General features: G+C 66.6%; 23 protein-coding genes and 1 tRNA gene. 3 read left to right on the forward strand and 21 right to left on the reverse strand.

What is annotated here, in order from left to right:
• The 12 genes from nuoH to AC06E9_RS01465 form a co-directional block, all read right to left on the reverse strand.
• On the reverse strand, positions 1–1107 hold the full coding sequence (gene nuoH / locus AC06E9_RS01410) for an NADH-quinone oxidoreductase subunit NuoH (RefSeq protein ID WP_346463822.1): 1107 nt from the start codon (positions 1105–1107) through the stop codon (positions 1–3).
• Positions 1104–3338 (reverse strand): NADH-quinone oxidoreductase subunit NuoG, encoded by a 2235-nt coding sequence (gene nuoG / locus AC06E9_RS01415; protein ID WP_478055357.1) that lies wholly within the window; start codon positions 3336–3338, stop codon positions 1104–1106. The genes nuoH and nuoG overlap by 4 nt, the downstream gene beginning before the upstream one ends.
• Positions 3335–4675 carry an NADH-quinone oxidoreductase subunit NuoF gene (nuoF, locus tag AC06E9_RS01420; protein WP_123730636.1) on the reverse strand — a complete coding sequence of 447 codons (1341 nt, stop codon included), beginning with the start codon at positions 4673–4675 and terminating at the stop codon, positions 3335–3337. Before nuoF ends, nuoG begins: the two co-directional genes overlap by 4 nt.
• Before the next feature lie 3 nt (positions 4676–4678).
• Positions 4679–5206, reverse strand: coding sequence for an NADH-quinone oxidoreductase subunit NuoE (gene nuoE, locus AC06E9_RS01425; RefSeq protein ID WP_121038421.1), 528 nt, complete (start codon positions 5204–5206; stop codon positions 4679–4681).
• 94 nt (positions 5207–5300) lie between these two features.
• Positions 5301–6608: an NADH-quinone oxidoreductase subunit D gene (locus AC06E9_RS01430; RefSeq protein WP_121038424.1), complete on the reverse strand. Its 1308-nt coding sequence runs from the start codon at positions 6606–6608 to the stop codon at positions 5301–5303.
• Positions 6605–7357, reverse strand: a complete 753-nt coding sequence (locus tag AC06E9_RS01435) for an NADH-quinone oxidoreductase subunit C (protein ID WP_121038427.1) — start codon at positions 7355–7357, stop codon at positions 6605–6607. The genes AC06E9_RS01430 and AC06E9_RS01435 overlap by 4 nt, the downstream gene beginning before the upstream one ends.
• Positions 7358–7389: 32 nt before the next feature.
• The gene (locus AC06E9_RS01440; RefSeq protein WP_019182677.1) at positions 7390–7944 is read right to left on the reverse strand and encodes a NuoB/complex I 20 kDa subunit family protein; all 555 of its coding nucleotides are present in this window, start codon (positions 7942–7944) and stop codon (positions 7390–7392) included.
• Positions 7935–8291, reverse strand: a complete 357-nt coding sequence (locus tag AC06E9_RS01445) for an NADH-quinone oxidoreductase subunit A (RefSeq protein WP_026069699.1) — start codon at positions 8289–8291, stop codon at positions 7935–7937. Before AC06E9_RS01445 ends, AC06E9_RS01440 begins: the two co-directional genes overlap by 10 nt.
• A gap of 112 nt (positions 8292–8403) precedes the next feature.
• Positions 8404–8488 (reverse strand) — tRNA-Leu (locus AC06E9_RS01450).
• Positions 8489–8537: 49 nt separating this feature from the next.
• Positions 8538–8978, reverse strand: a complete 441-nt coding sequence (gene secG, locus AC06E9_RS01455; protein ID WP_478055360.1) for a preprotein translocase subunit SecG — start codon at positions 8976–8978, stop codon at positions 8538–8540.
• Between the two features lie 55 nt (positions 8979–9033).
• On the reverse strand, positions 9034–9789 hold the full coding sequence (gene tpiA / locus AC06E9_RS01460; protein ID WP_121038430.1) for a triose-phosphate isomerase: 756 nt from the start codon (positions 9787–9789) through the stop codon (positions 9034–9036).
• Between the two features lie 673 nt (positions 9790–10462).
• The gene (locus AC06E9_RS01465; RefSeq protein WP_152154493.1) at positions 10463–11398 is read right to left on the reverse strand and encodes an isopenicillin N synthase family dioxygenase; all 936 of its coding nucleotides are present in this window, start codon (positions 11396–11398) and stop codon (positions 10463–10465) included.
• Between the two features lie 396 nt (positions 11399–11794).
• Here AC06E9_RS01465 and AC06E9_RS01470 point away from each other — a divergent pair, with 396 nt between their 5' ends.
• Together AC06E9_RS01470 and AC06E9_RS01475 are read left to right on the forward strand one after the other, a co-directional pair.
• Entirely contained in the window at positions 11795–12946 is a 1152-nt protein-coding gene (locus AC06E9_RS01470) for a glycosyltransferase family 4 protein (protein WP_478055362.1), read from the forward strand.
• A complete protein-coding gene (locus tag AC06E9_RS01475; RefSeq protein WP_121038438.1) occupies positions 12933–13787 on the forward strand; it encodes a polysaccharide deacetylase family protein in 855 nt (284 codons plus the stop codon). The genes AC06E9_RS01470 and AC06E9_RS01475 overlap by 14 nt, the downstream gene beginning before the upstream one ends.
• Before the next feature lie 72 nt (positions 13788–13859).
• On the opposite strand, the gene glmM is transcribed toward AC06E9_RS01475, so the two are convergent.
• The 5 genes from glmM to trpB form a co-directional block, all read right to left on the reverse strand.
• Positions 13860–15212: a phosphoglucosamine mutase gene (glmM, locus tag AC06E9_RS01480; RefSeq protein ID WP_152154498.1), complete on the reverse strand. Its 1353-nt coding sequence runs from the start codon at positions 15210–15212 to the stop codon at positions 13860–13862.
• A complete protein-coding gene (accD, locus tag AC06E9_RS01485; protein WP_019182669.1) occupies positions 15212–16096 on the reverse strand; it encodes an acetyl-CoA carboxylase, carboxyltransferase subunit beta in 885 nt (294 codons plus the stop codon). Before accD ends, glmM begins: the two co-directional genes overlap by 1 nt.
• A gap of 138 nt (positions 16097–16234) precedes the next feature.
• Entirely contained in the window at positions 16235–17047 is an 813-nt protein-coding gene (gene trpA, locus AC06E9_RS01490) for a tryptophan synthase subunit alpha (protein ID WP_478055364.1), read from the reverse strand.
• 1 nt (position 17048) lies between these two features.
• Positions 17049–17747, reverse strand: a complete 699-nt coding sequence (locus tag AC06E9_RS01495) for a hypothetical protein (protein ID WP_478049386.1) — start codon at positions 17745–17747, stop codon at positions 17049–17051.
• A complete protein-coding gene (gene trpB / locus AC06E9_RS01500) occupies positions 17744–18970 on the reverse strand; it encodes a tryptophan synthase subunit beta (protein WP_121038450.1) in 1227 nt (408 codons plus the stop codon). The genes AC06E9_RS01495 and trpB overlap by 4 nt, the downstream gene beginning before the upstream one ends.
• Positions 18971–19065: 95 nt before the next feature.
• Here trpB and AC06E9_RS01505 point away from each other — a divergent pair, with 95 nt between their 5' ends.
• Entirely contained in the window at positions 19066–19956 is an 891-nt protein-coding gene (locus AC06E9_RS01505) for a LysR family transcriptional regulator (RefSeq protein WP_121038453.1), read from the forward strand.
• 75 nt (positions 19957–20031) lie between these two features.
• Here the strand turns inward: AC06E9_RS01505 and AC06E9_RS01510 are convergent, their stop codons facing one another.
• From AC06E9_RS01510 to AC06E9_RS01525, 4 genes are read right to left on the reverse strand one after another with little or no spacing between them, the layout of a single operon-like run.
• Positions 20032–20688 (reverse strand): phosphoribosylanthranilate isomerase, encoded by a 657-nt coding sequence (locus AC06E9_RS01510; protein WP_088433287.1) that lies wholly within the window; start codon positions 20686–20688, stop codon positions 20032–20034.
• A complete protein-coding gene (gene truA, locus AC06E9_RS01515; protein WP_121038456.1) occupies positions 20685–21458 on the reverse strand; it encodes a tRNA pseudouridine(38-40) synthase TruA in 774 nt (257 codons plus the stop codon). Before truA ends, AC06E9_RS01510 begins: the two co-directional genes overlap by 4 nt.
• Positions 21459–21507: 49 nt before the next feature.
• Positions 21508–21891: a VOC family protein gene (locus AC06E9_RS01520; protein WP_121038459.1), complete on the reverse strand. Its 384-nt coding sequence runs from the start codon at positions 21889–21891 to the stop codon at positions 21508–21510.
• Complete coding sequence (locus AC06E9_RS01525; protein WP_478055366.1) at positions 21888–23939, reverse strand: motility hub landmark protein FimV; 2052 nt, start codon at positions 23937–23939, stop codon at positions 21888–21890. The genes AC06E9_RS01520 and AC06E9_RS01525 overlap by 4 nt, the downstream gene beginning before the upstream one ends.
• Between the last annotated feature and the right edge of the window lie 80 nt (positions 23940–24019).

The raw sequence follows: 24019 nt of genomic DNA on the forward strand, positions 1-24019 counted from the left end.
TTAGACGCCCTTCTGGATCACGCCGTAAAACACCATCAACGCCGTCACTGCAATCCAGAAGATGGTGAGCGGGATGAAGACCTTCCAGCCCAGACGCATGATCTGGTCGTAACGGAAGCGCGGGAAGCTGGCACGGAACCAGATGTAGGAGCTGGCGAAGAAGAAGACCTTCAGCAGCAGCCACGGCCAGCCGCCCACCCAGATCCACTCAACCCACGGCGCAATGGCCTGGTTGCTGAGCTGGATGTCGAACCAACCCTGGAACGGGCTCAGCCAGCCACCGAGGAAGAAGATCGAGATCAGGAAGCTGATCAGGATCATGTTGGCGTATTCGGCCAGGAAGAACAGCGCGAACGCACCACCGGAGTACTCGACCATGTGGCCGGCCACGATTTCCGATTCACCTTCCACGACGTCGAACGGCGCGCGGTTGGTTTCGGCGACGCCGGACACCCAGTACACGATGAACAACGGGAACAGCGGCAGCAGGAACCAGTCGAACAGACCGGAGTTGCCCGCCTGCGCCATCACGATGTTGCTCAGGTTGAGGCTGCCCGAGGCGATCATCACGCCGACCAGGGCAAAGCCCATCGCGATTTCGTAGCTGATCATCTGCGCCGAGGCGCGCATGGCACCCAGGAACGCGTACTTCGAGTTGGAGGCCCAACCGGCCAGGATGATGCCGTACACGCCCAGCGAGGTCATTGCCAACAGGTACAGCAGACCGGCGTTGGCGTTGGACAGCACGATCTGTGCGTCGAAGGGAATCACCGACCAGGCCGCGAAGGCCGGGCCCAGCGTGATCAGCGGCGCAAGGATGAACATCGCCTTGTGCGAGCTGCTCGGCTGGATGATCTCCTTGAACAGCAGTTTGAAGACGTCGGCGAAGGCCTGGAAGATGCCCATGCCGACATACATCGGGCCATGACGCACGTGCATCCAGCCGATCAGCTTGCGCTCCCAGACCACGTAGAAGGCCACCGAGATGATCACCGGCATGGCGATCACCAGGATCTTCAGGATGATCCAGAGCAGCGCGCCGATGTCGCCCAGTGACAGCAGCCACTGGTGCAGCGGGTCAACCGCGTTCAACAGCAATTCGTTCATGCAGCCACCACCGTTACGCGTGCGGCACCCAGCGGTGCGGTTGCACCGTGGCCCGATTCAATCCAGACCGACCCGGCCGCAACGCGGGCGTCGACCACCACCGGCAGGGTGGCGCGGCCGGCATCGGTGCCGACCTTGGCCATCTGGCCTTCCACCAACTGCAGGCGGGCAGCGTCGTCGGCGTTGAGCACGATGCGCGGGGCGGTGTTGAGCGGATGCGACTGCAGGGCCTGGGCGCGACGGACCACCGCATCGGTGCGGTAGATCGCGGCGGTCGAGGTCACTTCCAGGCCCTCACCTGCCACCGGCGTTGCCGCCGAGGACGAGACGGTGACGCTGACCGGCGCCAGGCTGGCGCGCAGGCCGGCCAGATCGGTGAACTCGAAACCGGCCAGCGACATCTCGCCGCCCAGTGCACGCAGCACACGCCAGCCTTCACGCGCCTCGCCCGGCAGCTTGCCGCCGGCACGGGCCGACTGCTCGCGACCATCGAGGTTGGTCAGGGTGGCATCCACTTCCGGCAGCGCGCCGATCGGCAGGATCACGTCGGCGATGTCGCGGGTCGAGGCACAGGCGAACTGGCTGAAGGCCACCACCTGGGCACCGGCCAGTGCCTTGCGGGCAGCGGCGGCGTCGGCGAAGTCCAGGCCCGGTTCGATGCCGTAGATGGCATAGGCCTTGCGCGGCTGCGCCAGCATGGCGTTGACGTCCTTGCCGGCCGGCAGCACGCCGGCGCGGGCCAGGCCCACGGCATTGGCGCCCTGCGGGATACGGCACAGCTTGGCACCGGTCGCGGCGGCGAAATCACGCGCAGCGGCGCGGATCGCGGCGGCCTGCGGGTGGTTTTCGGCGATGCCACCGACGATCAGCACGGCGTTGCTCGCGCCCTTCACGGCGTCGCGCAGCGCGGCGTTGCCCAGTGCGTCGATGAAGGCCGACGGGGCGACGATCTGCTTGCTGGCCAGCTTGAAGGCGAAATCGAAGTCCACCGGATTGACGGCGTGGATCTTCGCGTTGCGCGTGGTCTGCGCCTTGCGCAGGCGGGCATGCAGCAGCGGCAGCTCGTGGCGGATGTTGCTGCCGAGCACGACGATGCTGTCCGCGCCTTCGATCTCGGCCAGCGGCAGGCCGAAGACTTCGGCGGTGGCGGCGTCGGAGAAATCGCGGTTGTTGATGCGGTGATCGATGTTCGTGGTGCCCAGGCCGGCGGCGAGACGGGCCAGCAGTGCACCCTCCTCGTTCGAGGCCGACGGGTGCACCAGCACGCCGAGGTCGTCACCCTGGTGGGCGGCGAAGATCTCCTTGGCCGCGGCCAGGCCTTCGGCCCAGCTCACTTCCTTCCACTCGCCATTGACCTTGCGCAGCGGCTTGACCGCACGGTCTTCGCTGTACAGGCCCTGGTGCGAATAGCGGTCCCGATCGGACAGCCAGCATTCGTTGACCGACTCGTTGTCGCGCGGCACCACGCGCAGTACTTCGCCGCGGCGCACGTGCAGGAACAGGTTCGAGCCCATCGCGTCGTGGTAGCCCAGCGATTCGCGCGCGGTCAGTTCCCACGGCCGGGCGCGGAACTGGAACACCTTGTTGGTCAGCGCACCGACCGGGCAGACGTCGACCACGTTGCCGGACAGCTCGGTGGTCAGCGGCTTGCCGTCGTAGGTGCCGATCTGCAGGTTCTCACCGCGGTACATGCCACCCAGCTCGTAAGTACCGGCAACGTCGGCCGTGAAGCGGACGCAGCGGGTGCACTGGATGCAGCGGGTCATTTCGGTGGCGACCAGCGGACCGATGTCCTCGTCGGGCACCACGCGCTTGCGCTCGTTGAAGCGGCTGACCGAACGGCCATAGCCCAGCGAAACGTCCTGCAGCTCGCACTCGCCGCCCTGATCGCAGATCGGGCAGTCCAGCGGATGGTTGATCAGCAGGAATTCCATCACCGAGCGCTGGAACTTCAGCGCCTTTTCACTGCGGGTGGCGACCTTCATGCCATCCATGACGGGCGTGGCGCAGGCCGGCGCCGGCTTGGGCGACTTTTCCACGTCGACCAGGCACATGCGGCAGTTGGCGGCGATCGGCAGCTTCTCGTGGTAGCAGAAGCGCGGGATCGGAATGCCCGCCTTGTCGGCGGCCTGGATGATCATCGAGCCCTTGGGCACGACCAGGGACTGGCCGTCGATTTCGACGGTCACATGATCCGGTGGCACGCTCGGGTTTACGGGTTGCGCGCTCATGCGGCGGCTGCCTCCACCTTCTTGCCGTCAACCATCGAATGACCGTTGACGATGTAGTACTCGAATTCGTCCCAGAACTGGCGCAGGAAGCCCTGGATGGGCCATGCCGCCGCTTCACCGAACGCGCAGATGGTGTGACCTTCAATCTGGCCGGCCACCGTCTTCAACTGATGCAGGTCTTCCATCGTGGCCTTGCCGGCAACGATGCGCTCCAGCACGCGGTGCATCCAGCCGGTGCCTTCACGGCACGGGGTGCACTGCCCGCAGGATTCCTTGTGGAAGAACTGCGAGATGCGGCAGGCGAACTTGACGCAGCAGACGCTGTCATCCAGCACCACGATGGCGCCCGACCCCAGACCGGTGCCCAGGGCACGCAGGGTGTCGTAGTCCATCTGCAGGCCCTTGAGCTCTTCGGCCTTCAGCACCGGCATCGAAACGCCGCCCGGGACCGCACCCTTGAGCGTGCGGCCCGGCTTCAGACCACCGGCCATTTCCAGCAGGTCGTCGAAGGTGGTGCCCAGCGGCACTTCGAAGTTGCCACCCTTCTGCACGCAACCGGAGACCGAGAAGATCTTCGGACCGCCGTTCTTGGTCAGGCTCAGGCCTGCGAACCATTCCGGGCCGTTGCGGATGATCGCCGGCACCGAGGCATAGGTCTCGGTGTTGTTGATCGTCGACGGCTTGCCGTACAGGCCGAAGTTGGCCGGGAACGGCGGCTTGTAGCGCGGCTGGCCCTTCTTGCCTTCCAGCGATTCCATCAGCGCGGTTTCTTCGCCGCAGATGTAGGCGCCGGCACCCAGCGCACCGTAGATGTCGATGTCCACGCCGCTGCCGAGGATGTCCTTGCCCAGCCAGCCGTTCGCGTATGCGTCGGCCAGGGCCTGCTCGAAGTTCTCGAACGGCTCGTGGTGGAACTCACCACGCAGGTAGTTGTAGCCCACGGTCGAGCCGGTGGCGTAGCAGGCGATCGCCATGCCTTCCACCACCGAATGCGGGTTGTAACGCAGGATGTCGCGGTCCTTGCAGGTCCCCGGCTCGGATTCATCCGAGTTGCACAGGATGTACTTCTGCATGGTGCCCTTGGGCATGAAGGACCACTTCAGGCCGGTCGGGAAGCCCGCGCCGCCACGGCCGCGCAGGTTGGACTGCTTGACCATCTCGATGACCTGCTCCGGCGAGATCTTCTCTTCGAGGATCTTGCGCAGGGCAGCGTAGCCGCCGGTCTTGAGGTAGCTTTCATACGACCACGGAGTGTCGTAATGCAGGGTGGTGTAGACCACCTGGTGCGGCAACGGTGCGGGACCGACCGGACCACTGGGTGCGTGATGATGTGCCATGTCTTACTCCAACCCGTCCAGCAGCTCGTCGACTTTCTCGACGGTCAGGCGCTCGTGGTAATGGCCATTGATGACCATCATCGGCGCACCGGCGCAACCGGCCAGGCATTCTTCTTCGCGCTTGAGGTAGATGCGGCCATCGGCGGTGGACTGACCGGTCTTGCAGCCGAGCTTCTTCTCGGCGTGCGCGACCAGGTCTTCGGCACCGTTCAACCAGCAGCTGATGTTGGTGCAGAAGGCGACGTTGTGGCGGCCGACCTTCTCCAGTTCGAACATCGAGTAGAAGCTGGCGACCTCGTAGGCCCACACCGGCGGCAGATCCAGGTACTTGGCGACGCCGGCGATCAGCTCGTCGGTCAGCCAGCCCGCATTCTGTTCCTGTGCGGCGTGCAGGCCCTGCAGGACAGCCGAGCGCTTACGATCCGGCGGGAACTTGGCCAGCCAGTGATCGATGTGCGCACGGGTCTTGTCATTCAAGACCACCATCGGGTCGACGTCACGCGCCGCCTCGAAATTACCTGTCGCCTTCATCGGCCGACCTCAGCGAATACGAAATCGTTAAAAACCAGAGCCTGCAGCGCCGGCAGCAGCCGGCGGGTGTCAGGCGTCGTGCAAGCGGATGCGATCACCGGTCCACCTCGCCGAACACCAGATCGTAGGTGCCGATCATGGCCACCACGTCGGCGAGCATGTGCCCGCGCACGATCGAGTCGATCGAGGACAGATGGGCGAAGCCCGGCGCGCGCAGATGCACGCGGAACGGCTTGTTGGCACCATCGGACATCAGGTAGCAGCCGAACTCGCCCTTGGGCGCTTCGACGGCGGCGTAGGTTTCGCCGGCCGGGACGCAGTAGCCTTCACTGAACAGCTTGAAGTGATGGATCAGCGCTTCCATGTCGTCCTTCATGTCTTCGCGGCTGGGCGGCGCGACCTTGAAGTTCTTGACCATGACCGGACCCGGATTGGCCTTCAGCCAGGTCACGCACTGCTTGATGATGCGGTTGGATTCGCGCATCTCGGCCACGCGGCACAGGTAACGGTCGTAGCAGTCACCTTCCTTGCCGAGCGGGATGTCGAACTCGACCGCGTCGTACTTGGCATACGGCTGCTTCTTGCGCAGATCCCAGGCAATGCCCGAGCCGCGCAGCATCACGCCGGTCATGCCCCAGGCATGGGCCAGTTCCGGGGTGACCACGCCGATGCCGACCGTACGCTGCTTCCAGATACGGTTGTCGGTCAGCAGGGTTTCGTATTCGTCGACGCGCTTGGGGAATTCAACGGTGAAGTTCTCCAGGAAATCCAGCAGCGAACCTTCGCGCGAGGCGTTGAGGTTCTTCAGGGCCTTGCCCTTGTGCCAGCGCGATTCCTTGTACTTGGGCATGTGGTCCGGCAGGTCGCGGTAGACGCCGCCCGGACGGTAATACGCCGCATGCATGCGCGCGCCGGAGACCGCTTCATAGCAGTCCATCAGCTCTTCGCGCTCGCGGAAGGCGTACAGCATGACCGCCATCGCGCCCAGATCGAGCGCGTTGGACCCCAACCACATCAGGTGATTCAGGATGCGGGTGATTTCGTCGAACATGGTGCGGATGTACTGGGCACGCTCGGGCGCCTCGATCCCCATCAGGGTTTCGATCGCGCGCACATAGGCGTGCTCGTTGCACATCATCGACACGTAATCCAGGCGATCCATGTAGCCGATCGACTGGTTGAACGGCTTGGACTCGGCCAGCTTTTCGGTACCACGGTGCAGCAGGCCCACGTGGGGGTCGGCACGCATGATGGTTTCGCCGTCCATTTCCAGGATCAGGCGCAGCACACCGTGCGCGGCCGGATGCTGCGGGCCGAAGTTCATCGTGTAGTTGCGGATCTCCTGCCGGAGTTCGGCCGGATTGCTCGCAAAGGCCTGGCTGGCCTGGTGGAATTCACTCACTTGCTTGCCTCCGTCTGCGCGCTTTCGCCGGCAGCGGTCTGGAAACGGGCGTCGTCACGGATGACACGCGGCACGCCGACGCGCGGCTCGACCGAGGTCACCGGCTCGTAGATCACGCGCTGCTTCTCTTCGTCGTAGCGCACTTCGACGTTGCCGATCAGCGGGAAATCCTTGCGGAACGGGTGCCCGACGAAACCGTAGTCGGTCAGGATCCGGCGCAGGTCCGGGTGACCTTCGAAGATCACGCCGAACAGATCGAACGCTTCGCGCTCGAACCAGTTCAGGCCTGGCCAGATGTTGGTCAACGACGCGACCACCGGCAGCTCCTCGTTCGGCGCAAAGCAACGGATGCGCATCGTGAGGTTGTGCTGGTAGGAACGCAGCTGGGTAACCACGGCGAAACGCTGCAGCGGGATCGGCTGCGGCTGGGCGCCATCGCTGGTTTCGCGGGTGGGGAATTCACCCCAGGCGAAACGGCCGACGGACTTGCCCTCCACGCCACGGCTGAAGCCCTGGGACGACACATCGGCCGTATCCCATTCGTCGCTGCCATAGCCGAGGTAGTCCAGGCCGCACAGGTCAACCGCCTGCTCGAAACCGAATTCGTCGCGCAGCGCCAGAGCGGTGGCATGCCAGTCAGCGGCGGGCACTTCCAGCGTCACTTCGCCGCGGGGTTCGACCACGAAGACCTGCGCACCTGCGAAACGTGCGGAAAGTCGGTCGATGAAGGAATGTGCTTGCTCTGCCATGGGGGCTTGGCGTGCTCTTGTCAGGAGGGATGTCAGCGGGCGATGGTCTGCGTACGCCAGATCTTCTTCTGCAACTGCAGGATCCCGTACACCAGCGCTTCGGCGGTAGGTGGGCAGCCGGGGACATAGATGTCCACCGGCACCACGCGGTCACAGCCACGCACTACTGCATAGGAGTAGTGGTAGTAGCCGCCACCGTTGGCGCAGCTGCCCATCGAGATGACCCACTTCGGGTCCGGCATCTGGTCATAGACCTTGCGCAGGGCCGGAGCCATCTTGTTGACCAGGGTGCCGGCCACGATCATCACGTCGGACTGACGCGGCGACGGGCGGAACACCACACCGTAACGGTCAAGATCCAGACGCGCCGCACCGGCGTGCATCATTTCCACTGCGCAGCAGGCCAGACCAAAGGTCATCGGCCACATCGAACCGGTACGCGCCCAATTCAACAGCGCATCGACGCTGGTGGTCACGTAGCCCTTTTCGAGCAGGGGGTTGTCGCCTTCGGGGCGCAGGATGTCATCGACCCGCCCTTCCGGGACCGGGTTGTTCATCAGGCCGTCGAGCGTCTGAATTACTCCCATTCCAGCGCTCCCTTCTTCCAGACGTAAATGAAACCGAGGAAAAGCATGCCTACGAAGAGGCCCATCGTGACCAGCGAACGTGCGCCCAGTTCCATGAAGACCTGGGTCCACGGCACGATGAAGATGATTTCCAGATCAAATACGATGAACTGAATCGCGATCAGGTAGTAGCGCACATCGAACTTCATGCGCGCGTCCTCGAAAGCCTCGAAGCCGCATTCGTACGGCGAGAGCTTTTTAAGATCAGGACGTCGGGGACCGAGGAATCGGCCAACCAGCATCAGCGCAACGCCGATACCGGTGGCAACGATCAGAAACAGCAGAGACGGCAAATATTCGGCCAGCACAGCGATTCTCTCTTGCCTCTGCCGCTGCGCCTGCAGGCGCTTTGGCATGGGGGAGTGGACGGATACCGCTACCTGGCGCTTTGCGCGCCAGACGAACCCGCTTACAAACAAATGGTGCCCAAGAGGGGACTCGAACCCCTACGACTCTCGTCGCTACCACCTCAAGGTAGTGCGTCTACCAATTCCGCCACCTGGGCTTACGATCGCACCGGTTGTTCTCCAGTGCGCCGCATATTGTAACCGTCTTCAGCGAGTCTGGGTGCCTTCCGAAGGCTTTTCTTCACCAGATTTCGGCGTTTCCGCCTGAGCCGGCACAGTGGCCGACGGAACAGGCTGCTGCGACGGGGTTTCCGGGGCCTTCGGCACGACCGGAAGCTCGCCTGCCGGCGCGGCTGGCGCACTGGCGGCCGGCGCCGACATCAGACCCAGATCCTGCTGCGCCGCCGGGCGCGAGCCATGGCTGGCGTACCAGGCCATGAAGAGGCTGATGCCGAAGAACACCACGGCCAGCCACTTGGTCGACTTGGACAGGAAGTTGGACGCGCCACGCGCGCCGAACACAGTGCCCGAGGCACCGGCACCGAAACCCGACCCTGCGGCCGCGCCGGAACCACGCTGCATCAGGATGAGCGCGATCATGGCCACTGCGACCAGCACGTAGACCACATTGAGGATCAACATCAGCATTTCGAATCCGTCCTCGGACATGTCGTGCCGGCGGTTGGGCCGACAACGTAACTAATTAGCGCCCCGCCGCCGCGGCAGCGATGGCAAGGAAGTCCGCGGCCACCAGGGAGGCGCCGCCCACCAGCCCACCATCGACATCGGGCTGTGCGAACAGTTCCGCGGCGTTGTCGGGCTTCACGCTGCCGCCATAGAGGATCGACAGTGAATCCGCAATTCTAGCATCGAGCTTGGCCACTTCGCCACGGATGAACGCGTGGACCTGCTGGGCCTGCTCCTTGGAGGCGGTCCGGCCGGTACCGATGGCCCAGACCGGCTCATAGGCGACCACGGCCTGGGCGAAGCCGGCGGCGCCGACCAGTTCCAGCACCGGGGCGAGCTGGGCGGCGATGACCGCCTCGGTCTGATGGGCCTCGCGCTGCTCGAGGGTTTCGCCCACGCACAGGATAGGGGTCAGGCCGGCATGCAGGGCGGCGGCGAACTTGCGCGCGACCAGCTCACTGCTTTCGGCATGGTACTGGCGGCGTTCGGAGTGGCCGACCAGGCCATAGCGGGCACCGACTTCAGCCAGCATGGTGGCCGAGACTTCGCCGGTGTAGGCGCCCTTTTCGTTGCTGCTGACATCCTGGGAGCCAAAGGCGACGGCGCGCCCTTCGAAGGCTTCGACCAGTTCGCCCAGGTACGGGAGCGGCGGCAGGACCACGACTTCGACGCCCTGCAGGGGGAGGTCGGCAACCAGGTCACTGACCAGGTCGGTGGCGAATTGGCGGCTGCCGTGCAGCTTCCAGTTACCGGCGACGATCTTGCGGCGCATGGCGGGGCTCCTTTGGGTATCAGCCGGCCATGATAACGGATGCAACGAATTGGCGTTGGCGGGAAAACGCTTACATTTCAATTGGATATTTATTTTTCGTTGCGGGCCAAGAGCAAAAGCAACTGCGACGGAGGGGGGGACGCCCCCGGGCTGGGCGGGCATGGGTGGGTTGGCGGGACACGCCGTAAACCCCGCTCCGCGGCCCGGCCCAGCCACTGGCGGCTGTGCGTTCGAACGCATGCGAGGCAGTGCCTCGCAAGCAATGCGCTCTCACCCATGGGGGCTCGATATGCGCCATCCATGGCGCATAACGGTCCCGCCAACCCACCCACGCCCACCCTCTGACAGTGTGTCGGCTTGCAGGGAACAGCTACAAAGCGCCGGATCGGATTTGAGGCTGCCCTGCCCTGCCATCCGGCGAAGAAATCTATCGGGGGCGAGCGCTGCCATGCCCAGCCGGGACCGTCGGGCGCCATGGATGGCGCACGTCGAGCCCCCATGGACGGGTTTACGGCGCGTCCCGGCTGGGCATGGTAGCGCTCGCCCAACACGGGGCAGCGAATAGCCAAATGCAACCAGGGCAGCAATGTTTGGAGCCAGGCAGAGGCAGGCAATACACGAAACGAAGAAGGCCGCCTTTCGGCGGCCTTCGTTCTTGCTCCGGTAGGATCGCTTACTTCAGCTTGATCTCGCGCAGGCGCTCTTCCAGGAAGCCGTGGGCGGTGATCGGCTCCGGGTAGCGGCTCGGGTTTTCCGGGGTGATGCAGGTCGGCAGCACGTCGATCAGGAAATCCGGGTTCGGGTGCAGGAAGAACGGCACCGAATAACGCGGCTGGCGCGCCTGCTCGCCCGGGGGATTGACCACGCGGTGGATCGTCGAGGGATACACATGGTTGGTCAGGCGCTGGAGCATGTCGCCGATGTTGACCACGATGGTGTCCGCGTCCGAGGTGAACGGCACCCACTTGCCCTCGTGCGACTGCACTTCCAGGCCGGCGGCGCTGGCGCCGACCAGCAGCGTGATGAAGTTGATGTCGCCATGGGCACCGGCGCGCACGTTCGGGATGTTCTCCGCGGTGATCGGCGGGTAGTGGATCGGACGCAGGATCGAGTTGCCGTTGTTGGTCTTGTCGGCGAAGAAATCCTCCGGCAGGCCAATGTGCAGGGCCAGCGCCGACAGGACGCGCGAACCCAGCGTGTCCAGCGCCTGGTAGATGGCGTAGCCGCGTTCACGGAAGTCCGGGACCTCGCTCGGCCACAGGTTCGGGGCCATCACGTCACGGTACTTGGAGTCGTCCGGGATCTCACGACCGATGTGCCAGAACTCCTTCAGATCGAAGTGCTGCGAACCCTTGGCGGTCTCCACGCCGAAGGCGGTGTAGCCGCGCGCGCCGCCGCTGCCGGGCACGTGGTACTGGCGCTTGGTCTCTTCCGGCAGCGCGAAGAAGGCCTTGAATACCTCATACGCGGCGTCGATGTCGGCCTGCGGAATGCCGTGGTTGCGGATGCCAGCAAAGCCCCATTCGCGGTAGGCCGCACCCAGCTCGGCCACGAACGCGTCGCGGTCGGTGTCAAAACGGGTGATATCGAGGGTGGGGATCTGGCTCACAGCGATTCCTGCTTGTTCATGGTGGTCGGTGGGCCAGCTGTGGCCCGGCTGAACATTGTGCCAGATCGGGCCAACCCCGCCACCGATACATTGATACAAACCGATACAATGCGCGCGCCCAGACGGCCAGAACGGGCTAACGGCGACGCTCACGCGCCGCCCCTTTTACTCCCAGCGTCGCCCGGTCCGCCTCATGGATGCCCTGCCCTCCCCTCATCGCCGACGGCGTTGCGCTGGCTCACGCCGGCAGGGCCCAGCGTGTGGCCGATGGACCCGCATGACCTTCCACCCACGGCACCGCACAGCGCATGGGATGCGCTGGCGCGATCCCGCAGGCAATGACGATGGCCGCCCGCGCATGCCACGGGCGCTTTTCCACACATGGACTGTCCACCGATGAACGTGCCACTGAAAATTCTCCATACCGAGGCTGCCAAGGGATTTGGCGGGCAGGAGATCTACATCTATCGCCACATGCTGGCCATGCGCGAGCGCGGCCATGACGTCTCCCTGCTCTGCCAGCCCGGCGCCCGCCTGGGCGAGATGGCGCGCGAAGCCGGCTTTACCGTCCACGCGCTGAAAATGGGCGGCCTGCTGCGCATGCTGCGGGGGATCTGGTCAGTCTCGCGCTTGGTGCGCCGCCAAGGCTACGACGTGGTCAACACCACCAGCCGCCGCGACAGCCTGATCGCCGCTGCCGGCGCACGCCTGGGCGGCACGCCACTGGTGGTGCGCTCGCGCCACCTGATGAGCCCGATCAACTCGCTGCTGACCTACACCGGCCTGCCCCACCGGGTGATGACGGTGAGCAGTTTCGTGAAGAAGCTGATGGTCAGCCGCGGCATCGAGGACGCGCACGTCGGCATCGTCCCGCCGATCGCAGTACCGCCGCAGTGGTCGCAGATCGCCAAGCGCGATCCTTGGCAGTGCCTGCAGGACACCCGCGCGGACGTGCGCGCGGAGCTGGGCTTCAACGACGAACAGATCGTGGTCGGCTGCGTCGCGGTGCTGCGCGAGCCTAAGGGCCACCTGGAACTGCTGCAGGCCATGGCGCCGCTGTGCCGCGCCGATGCGCGCGTGCAGCTGGTGATCGTCGGCGACGGCCAGCCGGTGATGGGCCGCCTGATCGCCCTGCGCGAGCAGCTCGGCATCGCCGCCCAGGTGCACTTGCTGGGCTACCGCCAGGGCGCTTGCCGGCTGATGACCGGTTTCGATATCTTCGCTCTCGCTACCCACAAGGAGGCAGCCGGCACGGTGTTTCTCGAAGCTGCGTACGTCGGCGTGCCGATCGTCGCCACGCGCGTGGGCGGCGTGCCGGAGATGGTGGTGGAAGGCAGCAACGCCCTGCTCGCGCCGCTGGGCGATCAGGCTGCGTTGACCAACGCACTGCGCACCCTGATCGAGCAGCCTGACCGCCGCCAGCAGATGGGCCTGGCGGGCTGGGAGTGGATGCGCAGCGCCCACCGTTTCACCCCGACCGGTCACACTGAAGCGACCGAACACTATTACCACCAGTGGTTGAAGGAACTGGGCCATGGCCAACGCTAGATCCGTCCCGGTGCTGATGCACCACCACGTCTCCCCCTCTCCGGGGATGATCACGGTGTCGCCGGAGAACTTCGAAAGCCAGATCGCCTGGCTGGCGGCCAACGGCTGGACCTCGCTGACGCTGGACCAGTACGCCGGCTTCCTCGCTGGCAAGCCGACCCCCGCCAAGTCGATCGTGATCACCTTCGATGACGGCTACCTGGACAACTGGGTGTACGCGCACCCGATCCTGGCCAAGTACGGCATGCACGCGGTCGTGTTCGTGGTCACCGGCTGGATGGGCGAAGGCGATGTCCGCCCGCATGCCGGCCAGGCCGGCGCCACCCTGCCCGCAACGCCGGACCATCGCGGCTGCGAGGCGGCGATCCTGCGCGAGAACCGCCCGGACGAGGTGATGATGCGCTGGAGCGAAGCGCGCGCGATGATCGCCGCCGGCACGTTCGAGGTGCACTGCCATACGCACACGCACACGCGCTGGCTCAAGCAGGATATCTCCCGCGAGCACAAGCGCCAGGGCATCAGCGGCGACCTCTCGGTGGCACGCGAAGTGCTGCAGCAGCAGCTGGGAACGGTCTCGGACACGCTGTGCTGGCCGTACGGCGATTTCGACGAGGACTACGTGCAGATCGCACGGGCGCAGGGCTTCAACTACCTGCATACCACGCATCCGTTCGGCCGCAACGTGGTCGGCGGCGATCCGGGGCACATCTATCGGTTCGCGATCCGCAACCGGCCGGCGAGCTGGCTGCGCAAGCGCATCGCCTACAGTTACCACCCGTTGATCGCACCCCTGTTCAATCGCTTCAAGGCGAAGAAGAAGAAGATGGTGGCGGGGCCGTAACGCACCACGCCGCTGCAACGAAAACGCCCCGGTCTCCCGGGGCGTTTTCAGTTTCCGGCATCCCTGCCCGGCTCAGGCCGCGGCAGCTGCCTTCACCGCTGCCGAGAGGCTGTCCAGCGTGGACTGCATCAGCTCTGCGCTGTCTGCCTCGACGGTGACGCGCACCACCGGCTCGGTGCCCGAGGGGCGCAGGAACGCACGCCCACGCCCTTTCACTGCCTGCTGCGCAGCCGCCAGCGCGGCCTGCACGCTCTCGGCCTGCACGGTCGCCTTGGCCGCGCCCTGCAGACGCACGTTGACGGTCTTCTGCGGCACCTTGTTGAGCACCGACAGCACCTGGCGCAGCGAGGTCCCGTCACGGCGCAGCACTTCCAGCACCTGCAGCGCGCTGACGATCGCATCACCGGTGGTGGCGCGATCCAGGCACAACAGGTGACCGGAGGCTTCGCCGCCGAGCACGCCATTGTTTTCCACCAGGGCCTGATGCACGTAGCGGTCGCCGACGTTGCTGCGCTGGAACGGGATGTTCAGCCGTTCCAGTGCCTGCTCCAGGCCGAAGTTGGTCATCAGCGTACCGACCACCGGGCCATGCAGTCGCCCACTGCGCTGCCAGGCCTGGGCCAGCACGAACAGCAGGTCATCGCCATCGACCGGATTGCCCTGGTCATCGGCCATCAGCACGCGGTCGCCGTCGCCGTCGAAGGCGATACCGAAATCGGCCCCAACCTCACGCACTTTCGCCGCGAGATTGTCGATGTGCATCGAGCCGACGCCATCGTTGATGTTCAGGCCGTTGGGCGCATCGCCGATGCTGATCACCACCGCGCCCATCTCGCGGAACAGCAGCGGGGCGACGTGGTACGTAGCACCGTGCGCGCAGTCGAGCACGATCTTCAGCCCGCGCAGATCGAACCCGCGCGGCACGCTGGCCTTGCAGAATTCGATATAGCGGCCAACCGCATCGCGGGCACGCATGGCCTTGCCCAGCCGCTCGGACTCGACCGTGGTGAACGGCGCATCGAGCGCGGCCTCCAGCGCCAGCTCGGTGGCGTCATCGAGCTTCTCGCCATCGGCGGAGAAGAATTTGATGCCGTTGTCGTAGTGCGGGTTGTGCGAGGCGCTGATGACGATACCCGCATCCGCACCGAGGGTGCGGGTGAGGAAGGCCACCGCCGGCGTCGGCATCGGGCCGAGCAGCTGCACATCGGCGCCGGCGGCGACCAGCCCGGCTTCGAGTGCGGCTTCGAACATGTAGCCGGAGATACGGGTGTCCTTGCCGATCACCACCACCGGGCGGTGCCCGTTGCGCTCGGTCAGCGCACGCCCGAGCGCATTGCCCAGGCGCAGCACGAAATCGGCGGAGATGACGCCCTCACCGACCTTGCCGCGGATGCCGTCGGTGCCGAAATACTTGCGCGACGCCATCAGGCCGCCGCATCCGGTGCGGGTGCGGGCTGACGCGCCAGCATGGCCAGGATCTCCGACAGGCGGTCACGCATCTCGCGGCGGTCGCAGATCTGATCGATCGCACCGTGCTCGAGCAGGAACTCCGAGCGCTGGAACCCTTCCGGCAGCTTTTCGCGCACGGTCTGCTCGATCACGCGCGGGCCGGCGAAACCGATCAGTGCCTGCGGCTCGGCGATGTTGATATCACCCAGCATCGCGAACGAGGCCGACACGCCACCGGTGGTCGGATGGGTCAGCACCGAGATGTACGGCAGCCCGGCATCGCGCAGGCGACCCAGCGCGGCCGAGGTCTTGGCCATCTGCATCAGCGAGAACAGGCCTTCCTGCATGCGCGCGCCGCCACTGGCGGAGAAGCACACGTAGGGCGCGCCGATCTCCAGCGCCTTTTCCGCAGCCAGCGAGAAACGCTCACCGACCACCGAGCCCATCGAGCCGCCCATGAAGGCGAAATCGAAGGCCGAGGCAACCAGCGGGCGGCCCTTCATCAGGCCCTGCATGGCGATCAGTGCGTCGTACTCGCCGGTGTTCTTCTGCGAGGCCTTGATGCGCTCGCTGTACTTTTTCTGGTCCTTGAACTTGAGCAGGTCCGTCGGCCCCAGGCGCGCACCGATCTCGGTGGTGCTGTCCGCATCGAACAGCGCGGCCAGGCGCGCACGCGCGCGGATGGCCATGTGATGGCCACACTTGGGGCAGACTTCCAGGTTCTCTTCCAGCTCAGGACGGTAGAGCGCGCTGCCGCAGCTGCTGCACTTCTCCCACAGGCCCTCGGGGACGCTGCGCTTTTTGCTGGGGACGTTGTCGGTGCGGATGCCAGACGGCATCAACTTGCTGAGCCAACTCATGCGGGATGCTACTTCCGTTCAGGGCGGCCCGGGGGCCGCAAAGGCGGACAGTCTAGCTCACCGTTTCCATGCTCGGGCACCCCCCGGCGGTTGCCGGGGGGCTGACGTAAACCATTCTGGTACGTACGTTTACGTGCTTCAGGCGGCGTCGAGGGCGCGTCGCAGCGGCGTGAGGAATGCCTGCGCGGTTGCTGCCGCAGCCGTGGCGTCGGGCGCCTCACCCAGCGCGGCCACCAGCGCACTGCCTACCACCACGCCATCGGCCTCCACGGCCATGGCCGCGGCACTGGCCGCATCCTTGATCCCGAAGCCGGCCACCACCGGCACGCTGGAGCGGCGGCGCAGGTCGCGCAGGCGGGCACTGGCCGCACTGCTGTCCAGGCGTTCGGACGCGCCGGTCACGCCGGCGAAGCTCACGTAATACAGGTAGCCCTGGGCCATCGCGGACAGCGTATCCAGGCGCGCATCAGCGGTCGTCGGCGAAGCCAGCAGGATCAGCGCCAGGCCGGCCGCGGTGAAGATCTCGCGGGTTTCTGCCGCTTCTTCCGGCGGCAGATCGACCAGCAGGATGCCGTCCACGCCGGCGGCAATGGCGGACTGCGCGAAGCGGGCCGTGCCGTGGATCTCGACCGGGTTGAGGTAGCCCATCAGCACCACCGGGGTAGTGGCGTCGTCCTTGCGGAACGCGGCGACGGTCTCCAGCACATAGCGCAGCCCTGCCCCACGGGCCAGCGCACGCTCGGAGCTGCGCTGGATGGTCGGGCCGTCGGCCATCGGGTCGGAGAACGGCACCCCGAGCTCGATCACGTCCGCACCGGCGGCGGCCAGTGCATGCATCACCGGCACGGTAGCCTCCAGGCCCGGATCGCCGGCGGTGATGAAGGGGATCAGCGCCTTGCGGCGCTCATCGCGCAGGCGGGCAAAACAGGCATCGATACGGTCCACGGACATCTCAGGCACATCCTTCAATCAGTTCAACGGCGCCACTGGCGCCCCAGTACAGCTTCGATATCACCCCGTCGAAGATCTCCAGCCGGATCGCCAGATCCGAACCGGGGTCCTGCCAGGTCAGGTACTCGCCCGTTTCCGGGTCATAGGCATGCGGTGCGCGCGTACTGCCGGGCGGCAGACGCTTGAGCGCTTCATCCAGCGTCATGCCCAGGCGCAGCCCGAACGGCCCCGGCTGGGTGATGGCCTCGTAGGATTCCTCGATCGGGGCCAGCTCGAAGCGCTGCACGTGGTCATCCTCGACCATCATCGAGACGCCTTCGGGCAGGTTGCCACGCTCGTAGTACTCGCAGGCGCCGCTGGGCTCGCCTTCGCTCAGGCCGGCCGAATGCCACGGGCCATCGGCGGCGAGCTCGGTGAAGCGCTGCCCGATCACCACATCGCCGGCATGATCCAGCGCGACCGAGACTACCGACGGCGCAGCGTCATCCACAACGGGCGCATCGGCAGCCTTGGGCGGTTCCGGCGCGTCCTCGATCGGGCGGTTGGCAATGTCATCGTCATTGCTCGCCAGCTGCCGCGCCGGCGCCACCGCGCCCAGAGGCGCGGCAGGGGCCGGCAACACCGGCGGATCCGGCGGCGCGCAGCCGGTCAGGCCGACCACCATCAGCAGCGCACTTCCCTGGCGCAGCAGCGGATTCACAGAACGAGACCCTCGCGGGCAGCGATGGTGTGCACGTCTTTGTCGCCACGGCCGGACAGGTTGCACAGCACCAGCTTGTCGCGCGGCAGATCGCGCGCGATCTTGATCGCCTGGGCCACCGCATGGCTGGATTCCAGCGCGGCCAGGATGCCTTCGCTGTGGGCCAACTGGTGGAACGCAGCCAGCGCTTCGTCATCGGTGATACCGACATACTCGGCGCGGCCGGCATCGGCCAGGAACGCATGCTCCGGGCCGACGCCCGGATAATCCAGGCCGGCCGAGACCGAATGGGTTTCGGTGATCTGGCCGTCATCGTCGCAGATCACATAGGTGCGGTTGCCGTGCAGCACACCCGGGCGACCGGCCGCGATGGAGGCAGCATGGCGCCCGGTCTCGATGCCGTCGCCAGCGGCTTCGGCGCCGACGATGCGCACGTCGCGGTCGTTGAGGAAGGCATGGAACAGGCCGATTGCGTTGCTGCCACCACCGACGCAGGCGGTGATCGCATCGGGCAGGCGGCCGTAGTCGGTCAGCATCTGCGCGCGCGCTTCACGGCCGACGATCGCGTTGAAGTCACGCACCATGCGCGGGTACGGGTCCGGGCCGGCGACGGTGCCGATGATGTAGAAGGTGTCGCGCACGTTGGTGACCCAGTCGCGCATCGCTTCGTTGAGTGCATCCTTGAGCGTGGCCGAGCCGGAGGTGACCGGCACCACCGTCGCCCCGAGCAGCTTCATGCGGTAGACGTTGATCTTCTGCCGTTCGATGTCGGTGGCACCCATGTACACCACGCATTCCAGGCCCAGCCGGGCGGCCACGGTGGCACTGGCCACGCCGTGCTGGCCGGCGCCGGTCTCGGCGATGATGCGCGTCTTGCCCATCCGCGCGGCGAGCAACGCCTGGCCGATGGTGTTGTTGATCTTGTGCGCGCCGGTGTGGTTCAGGTCCTCGCGCTTGAGCAGGATCTGCGCGCCGCCGACCTGCTGGCTGAGGCGCTCGGCGTGATAGATCGGGCTGGGACGGCCCACATAGTGGGTCAGGTCCTTGTCGTAGGCGGCGATGAAGGCCGGATCGCGACGCGCTTGGTCATAGGCGGCCGCCAGCTCCTGCAACGGTCCGATCAGGGTCTCGGCGACGAAACTCCCGCCATAGCGGCCGAAATGGCCGTTGGCATCGGGGTAGGCGTGGAAATCGACGATGGGGGAGACGGGGGAAGCAGACATAGCGCGACAGCCGGTGGAGACAGGCTGCCAATTTAACGCACCTGTCATGACAGGAATATCGATAATATCTGCCACGACCTGTCAGGAAAACTCACATGACCGACGGACCGTTGCCCCCGCTCAATGCCCTGCGCAGCTTTGAAGCGGCCGCGCGGCTGGGCGGGGTTGGCCGTGCCGCCGAGGCACTGCATGTCACCCATGGCGCGATCAGCCGCCAACTGCGCCTGCTGGAGGAACACCTCGGCGTCGTGTTGTTCCAGCGCGAAGGGCGTGGGCTGCGCCTGACCCGCGCCGGCGAGGATCTGCAGGCCGCCTGCGAAGGTGCCTTCGAGCAGATCCGCGAGGCGGTGGTGGCGCTCAAGCGCCAGCAGCGGCCCGAAGCGCTGGTGCTCGGCTGCAGCGGCAGCATCCTGGCGCGCTGGATGATTCCCCGCCTGCAGGCGCTGCAGACCGCCCTGCCCCAGCTGCCGCTGCATTGGTCCGCCCAGGACGGGAGCTTCACCGCCGGGCAGCAGGGCCTGGATGCGGTCCTGCTGCTCGCCCAGCCGCCGTGGCCACGCGGTTGGCAGGTGCGCGAGCTGGCGCCCGAGCGGGTGGGCGTGGTGGTGAGTCCGCAGCACCCGGCCGCGGCGCGGCTGGCGCATCAGCCGCCCGCCTCCTTGTTGGGCGAATCGCTGTTGCATACGACCTCACGCCCGCAGGCGTGGCCGGCCTGGGCCCTGTCGCATGGGCTGGAGCCGGCACAGCTGCAGCTGGGCAGTGGCTTCGAGCATCTGTATTACCTGCTGGAAGCGGCGGTCGCCGGACTGGGCGTGGCGATCGCGCCAGAACCGCTCGTGGCCGATGAGCTGGCCGCCGGCCGGCTGCTGGCACCCTGGGGATTCGGCGCGACCGGGGGTTTTTGGGCGCTGGCCACGCCGGAGGGGGCGGCGGATCCGCGGGTGGATGCGCTGGCCGGGTGGCTGCAGGAGCAGCTGAAGGGGTGAGTGCGCGGGTGTATCAGGCTGCCGGCCAACGGCCGGCACTACCGGGTGCTGGGTGCCAGGCCCAGGGTGGGCGGATCAATCCGCTTCGTGGCAATCGGCGCGGCGCACTTCTTCGACGAACTTGCGCATCTTGTAGCCGTCCTTGATGCCCGGTTCGGATTCGATGCCACTGGACACATCCACACCCCACGGCAGCGTGGCCACGATCGCGTCGAACACGTTGTCCGGGGTGATCCCGCCGGCCAGCAGGAAGGGCCGGTGCAGGCCGGTCGGCAGGCGGGTCCAGTCGAAGGCCACGCCCGTGCCACCGCCGCCACCGGGGGCGTGGCTGTCGAACAGGAAGCCGGCCGCGCTGGGGTAGCGCAACTGCAGCTGGCGGGCGTTGACCTCGTCCTTGCCCCCCATCGCCACGGCCTTCAGGTACGGCATGTTGAAGCTGCGGCAGAACGATTCGTCTTCGTCGCCGTGGAACTGCAGCAGGGTCGGCCGCACAGTGCGCAGCACTTCGCGCACCTCTTCCTTGGTGTTGTCGCGGAACAGGGCCACCACGTCCACCATCGGTGCGATCGCCTGGCGCATGGCGCGCGCCTCGGCCGGGGCGACCCGGCGCTTGCTCTCGCGGGCGAAGATGAAGCCGACGGCGTCCACGCCGAGCTCGCCGGCCAGGCGCACATCGCCGGCACGGGTCATGCCGCAGAACTTGATACGGGTGCGGTAGAAGGAGCGGCTCATAAGGTGACCTCGGCAGGCAGCTGCCAGTTGTCGGGGTACAGGGGACCAACGAAGACCAATCCCTGCGGCGGAGCGGTCGGGCCGGCCACGGTGCGGTCGCGCCCGGCCAGCAGTTGCCCCATCCACGCGACCGGCTGCTCACCACAACCGACCAGGATCAATGAACCGACGATATTGCGCACCATGTGATGAAGGAATGCATTGGCCTGAACGGCGACCTCCACGACCTCGCCCTGACGGGTCACCGAGAGCGACTGCATGTGCCGGCGCGCGTGCAGGGCCTCGCACTGCACGCTGCGGAAGGCGCTGAAGTCGTTCTCACCCAACAGGGCCTGCCCGGCCGCGTGCATCAGCTCGGCATCCAGCGGCCTGCGCTCCCAGCTCAGGGTCTGCCGATAGAGTGCCGGGCGGACCTGGCGGTTGAGCAGACGGTAGCGGTAGCGGCGCGCGCGCGCGGCGAAGCGCGCATGGAACTCGTCGGCCACCGGTACGCACCAGCGCACAGCGATGGAGCGCGGCAGGCGCGTGGTGGTGCCCAGCATCCAGCTGCGCGGATCACGCACGACATCGGTATCGAAATGCACGACCTGGCATTCACCGTGCACCCCGGCATCGGTACGCCCCGCACACACGACCTGGATCGGCGCATTGGCCACCGAGGACAGCGCATCCTGCAGGCTGGCCTGCACGCTTGGGCAGCCGCTCTCACCGAGCTGCTGCCAGCCTTTGAATTCGCTGCCGTCGTATTCCACGCCCAGTGCGTAGCGCATGGTGAACCTCAATGGTTTGGGGGGGCCGGCGCAGGCGCCGGGTAGTGCATCAGACGGCGTCGCGCTCGGACCATACGGCCAGCTCGTTGCCGCCGGGCTCCACGAACTGGAAGCGGCTGCCACCGGGGAAGGCGAACACCGGTTTGATGATCTGCCCGCCCTGGGCCAGCACGGCCTCGAGCATGGGCTGCAGATCATCGGCGTAGATCACCAGCAATGGCGCGCCGCCAGCGGAGGCCGTCTGCGGCTCAGCGCGGAAGAAGCCGCCCTGGAAACGGCCATCGTCGAAGGCGGTGTAGTCCGGGCCGTAATCCACGAACGACCAGCCGAACACCTGCTCGAAGAAGTGGCGGCTGGCGGCGGGATCGCGCGAGGCGAACTCGACATAGTCCAGGCGCCGTTCGCGGGCGGCCAGCGGGCGGGCGTCGCTCATCCCAGTCGCGCCAGCAGTTCGCGCGCCTCGGCCTGGCTGTGCGGGTCGGCGCCGACGGCCACTTCGTGCAGCAGGGTCCGCGCGGTCTCGGCATCGCCGAGGTCCAGGTAGGCGATGGCCAGTTCCAGTCGATCACGACCGGGGCTGCCGATGGGCGCGGTGGGCGCGTTGTCGGCGACCGAGTCGGCACCATCGGTGGTGTCGTCATGGGCGGCCATCACCGGCGCAACGTCGGCACCGAGGGTGTCATCGCTTTCGACTGCTGGACGTTCGGCAGTGGCCGTTTCATCGGGGAATTCGAACACGCCGCGGAACGACGGCTGCGCGGCAGCTTCCAACGCATGCGCTGGCGGCTCGATCAGCGGCGTCGGCTCGCGGAACAGCGCATCGTCTACGTTCACATGCTGAGCGTCGGCCTCGATGCTGTACGCAGACGCCGCCGTCGCCTCTACCTCGGGCAACACCGGCGCTTCGTCCGTCGCGGTAGCACTCCAGCGAGGATCGTCGAGGGCATCGTGCGGCTCGGCGTCGTGCGGGGAAGGCGCGAGCGGGAAGACCGGCTCGCGGCGCAGCCCGGCGTAGACGTCGGCCTCTGCAATGGTCTCTTCGTCGGGCACGCGCTGCGCGTCCTCCTGCTGCGCGGCCAGTTCGTCCACATAGTCGGCTGCGGGGACGGCCGCGGCCAATGCCGCGCCATCGAACCCATCGCGCGACAGCGGCGGCAGCGGCGATGGCTTGCGGCGGCGTACCAGCGCCCATCCACCGACCACCAGCAGCAGCACGACCAGGCCCAACCAGTACCAGCCACCGCCGGCGCTGTCACGCGTGCCAGGTGCCTGCTCCAGGCGCTGTTGCGCAGCGGCCAGGTCGTTGTCCTTCATCGTGATCAGCGACTGCTGCTGGGCCTTGAGCTTTTCCAGCTCGGCCACGCGTTCGCGCAGTTCCTGGATCTCGGCATCGCGCGTGGCGACGTCTTCCTTGGCCTGTCGCAGTTGTTCGTTACCCAGCATGTCGCCCTCGGTGCCGGCAGCGGTGCCGGTGGTTGTGCCTGCGGTGGTGCCGGCGGCGGCGACGGCCGGCGCGATTTCCAGGCGTGCGCCCTGGCCAGCAGCGGTCGGTGCGGCCGGGGCCGGAGACGGCGCGGCGGCCACCCCGCTGTCGGCGGGCTGCGGGATCGCAGCGCGCGACTGCCGCCATTGCGCGGTGTGCTCGCGCACAATCGCCGCAGCCTGTTGTGCATCGATCTGGGCAAGCCCATCGGCGCCCGGCGTGCGCAGCACCGCACCCTGCTTGAGCAGGTTCACGTTGCCACGGATGAAGGCCTCGGGGTTGGCCCGCAGCAGCGCGATCATCGCCTGGTCGCGGTTGATGCCCTGCTCGCGCGCCAGCGGACCGGCGATCTGCGAGAGCGTCTGTCCGCCCTGGACGGTGACGCTGCCATCGGCGGCGACGGGCGCGGCCGGGGCGGCCTGTGCAGCCCTCGGCGCGGCCGGCCGGGGTGCGGCGGCGGGTTCAGCACGGCGCGGCGGCGCAGCGACGGCTGCCGCCTCCGGCGCAGGCTCACGGATGATGGCGTTGGACATCGCGCCCGCCGGGGCGACGATCTCCGGCTCGGCCACGGCGGCGGCGCTGTTGGGCGCATCCACCAGGGCGGAATACTCACGGACCAGACGGCCCTGCCCCCAATCGGCTTCGATCAGGAAATTCAACGCGGGCGTCGCCACGGGCGCATGACTGCTGACGCGCACCACGGCGCGGCCCTGCGCATTGCGGGTCAACTCAAACTGCAGCTCGCTGACCAGTCCGGACGGCGGTTCCAGCCCGACCCGGGCGAAGGTCGCTGGCGAGGCCAGCGCAACGCGGAGGTTTTCCAGCTCGGACGGATCGGCGGAAATGACCGGGATTTCGGCCAGCAAGGGTTGACCCGGTTTGGACAGCACCCGGATATCGCCCAGGCCCAGGGCCATGGCGGAACTGCTGGCCAGGGCCAGCAGCAGCGTCGACACATACTTGAGCGGACGCACTGCGCCCGGAGCCCGGTTCTTCATGGCGGCCAATATAACGGCTCCCCCTGTGATCGGCGATGTTTCAATGCGGGCGGTCGGCGGCATCCCCATGCCGCCGACCA

Source organism: Stenotrophomonas sp. Steno-Z10-BAI (assembly GCF_056393115.1).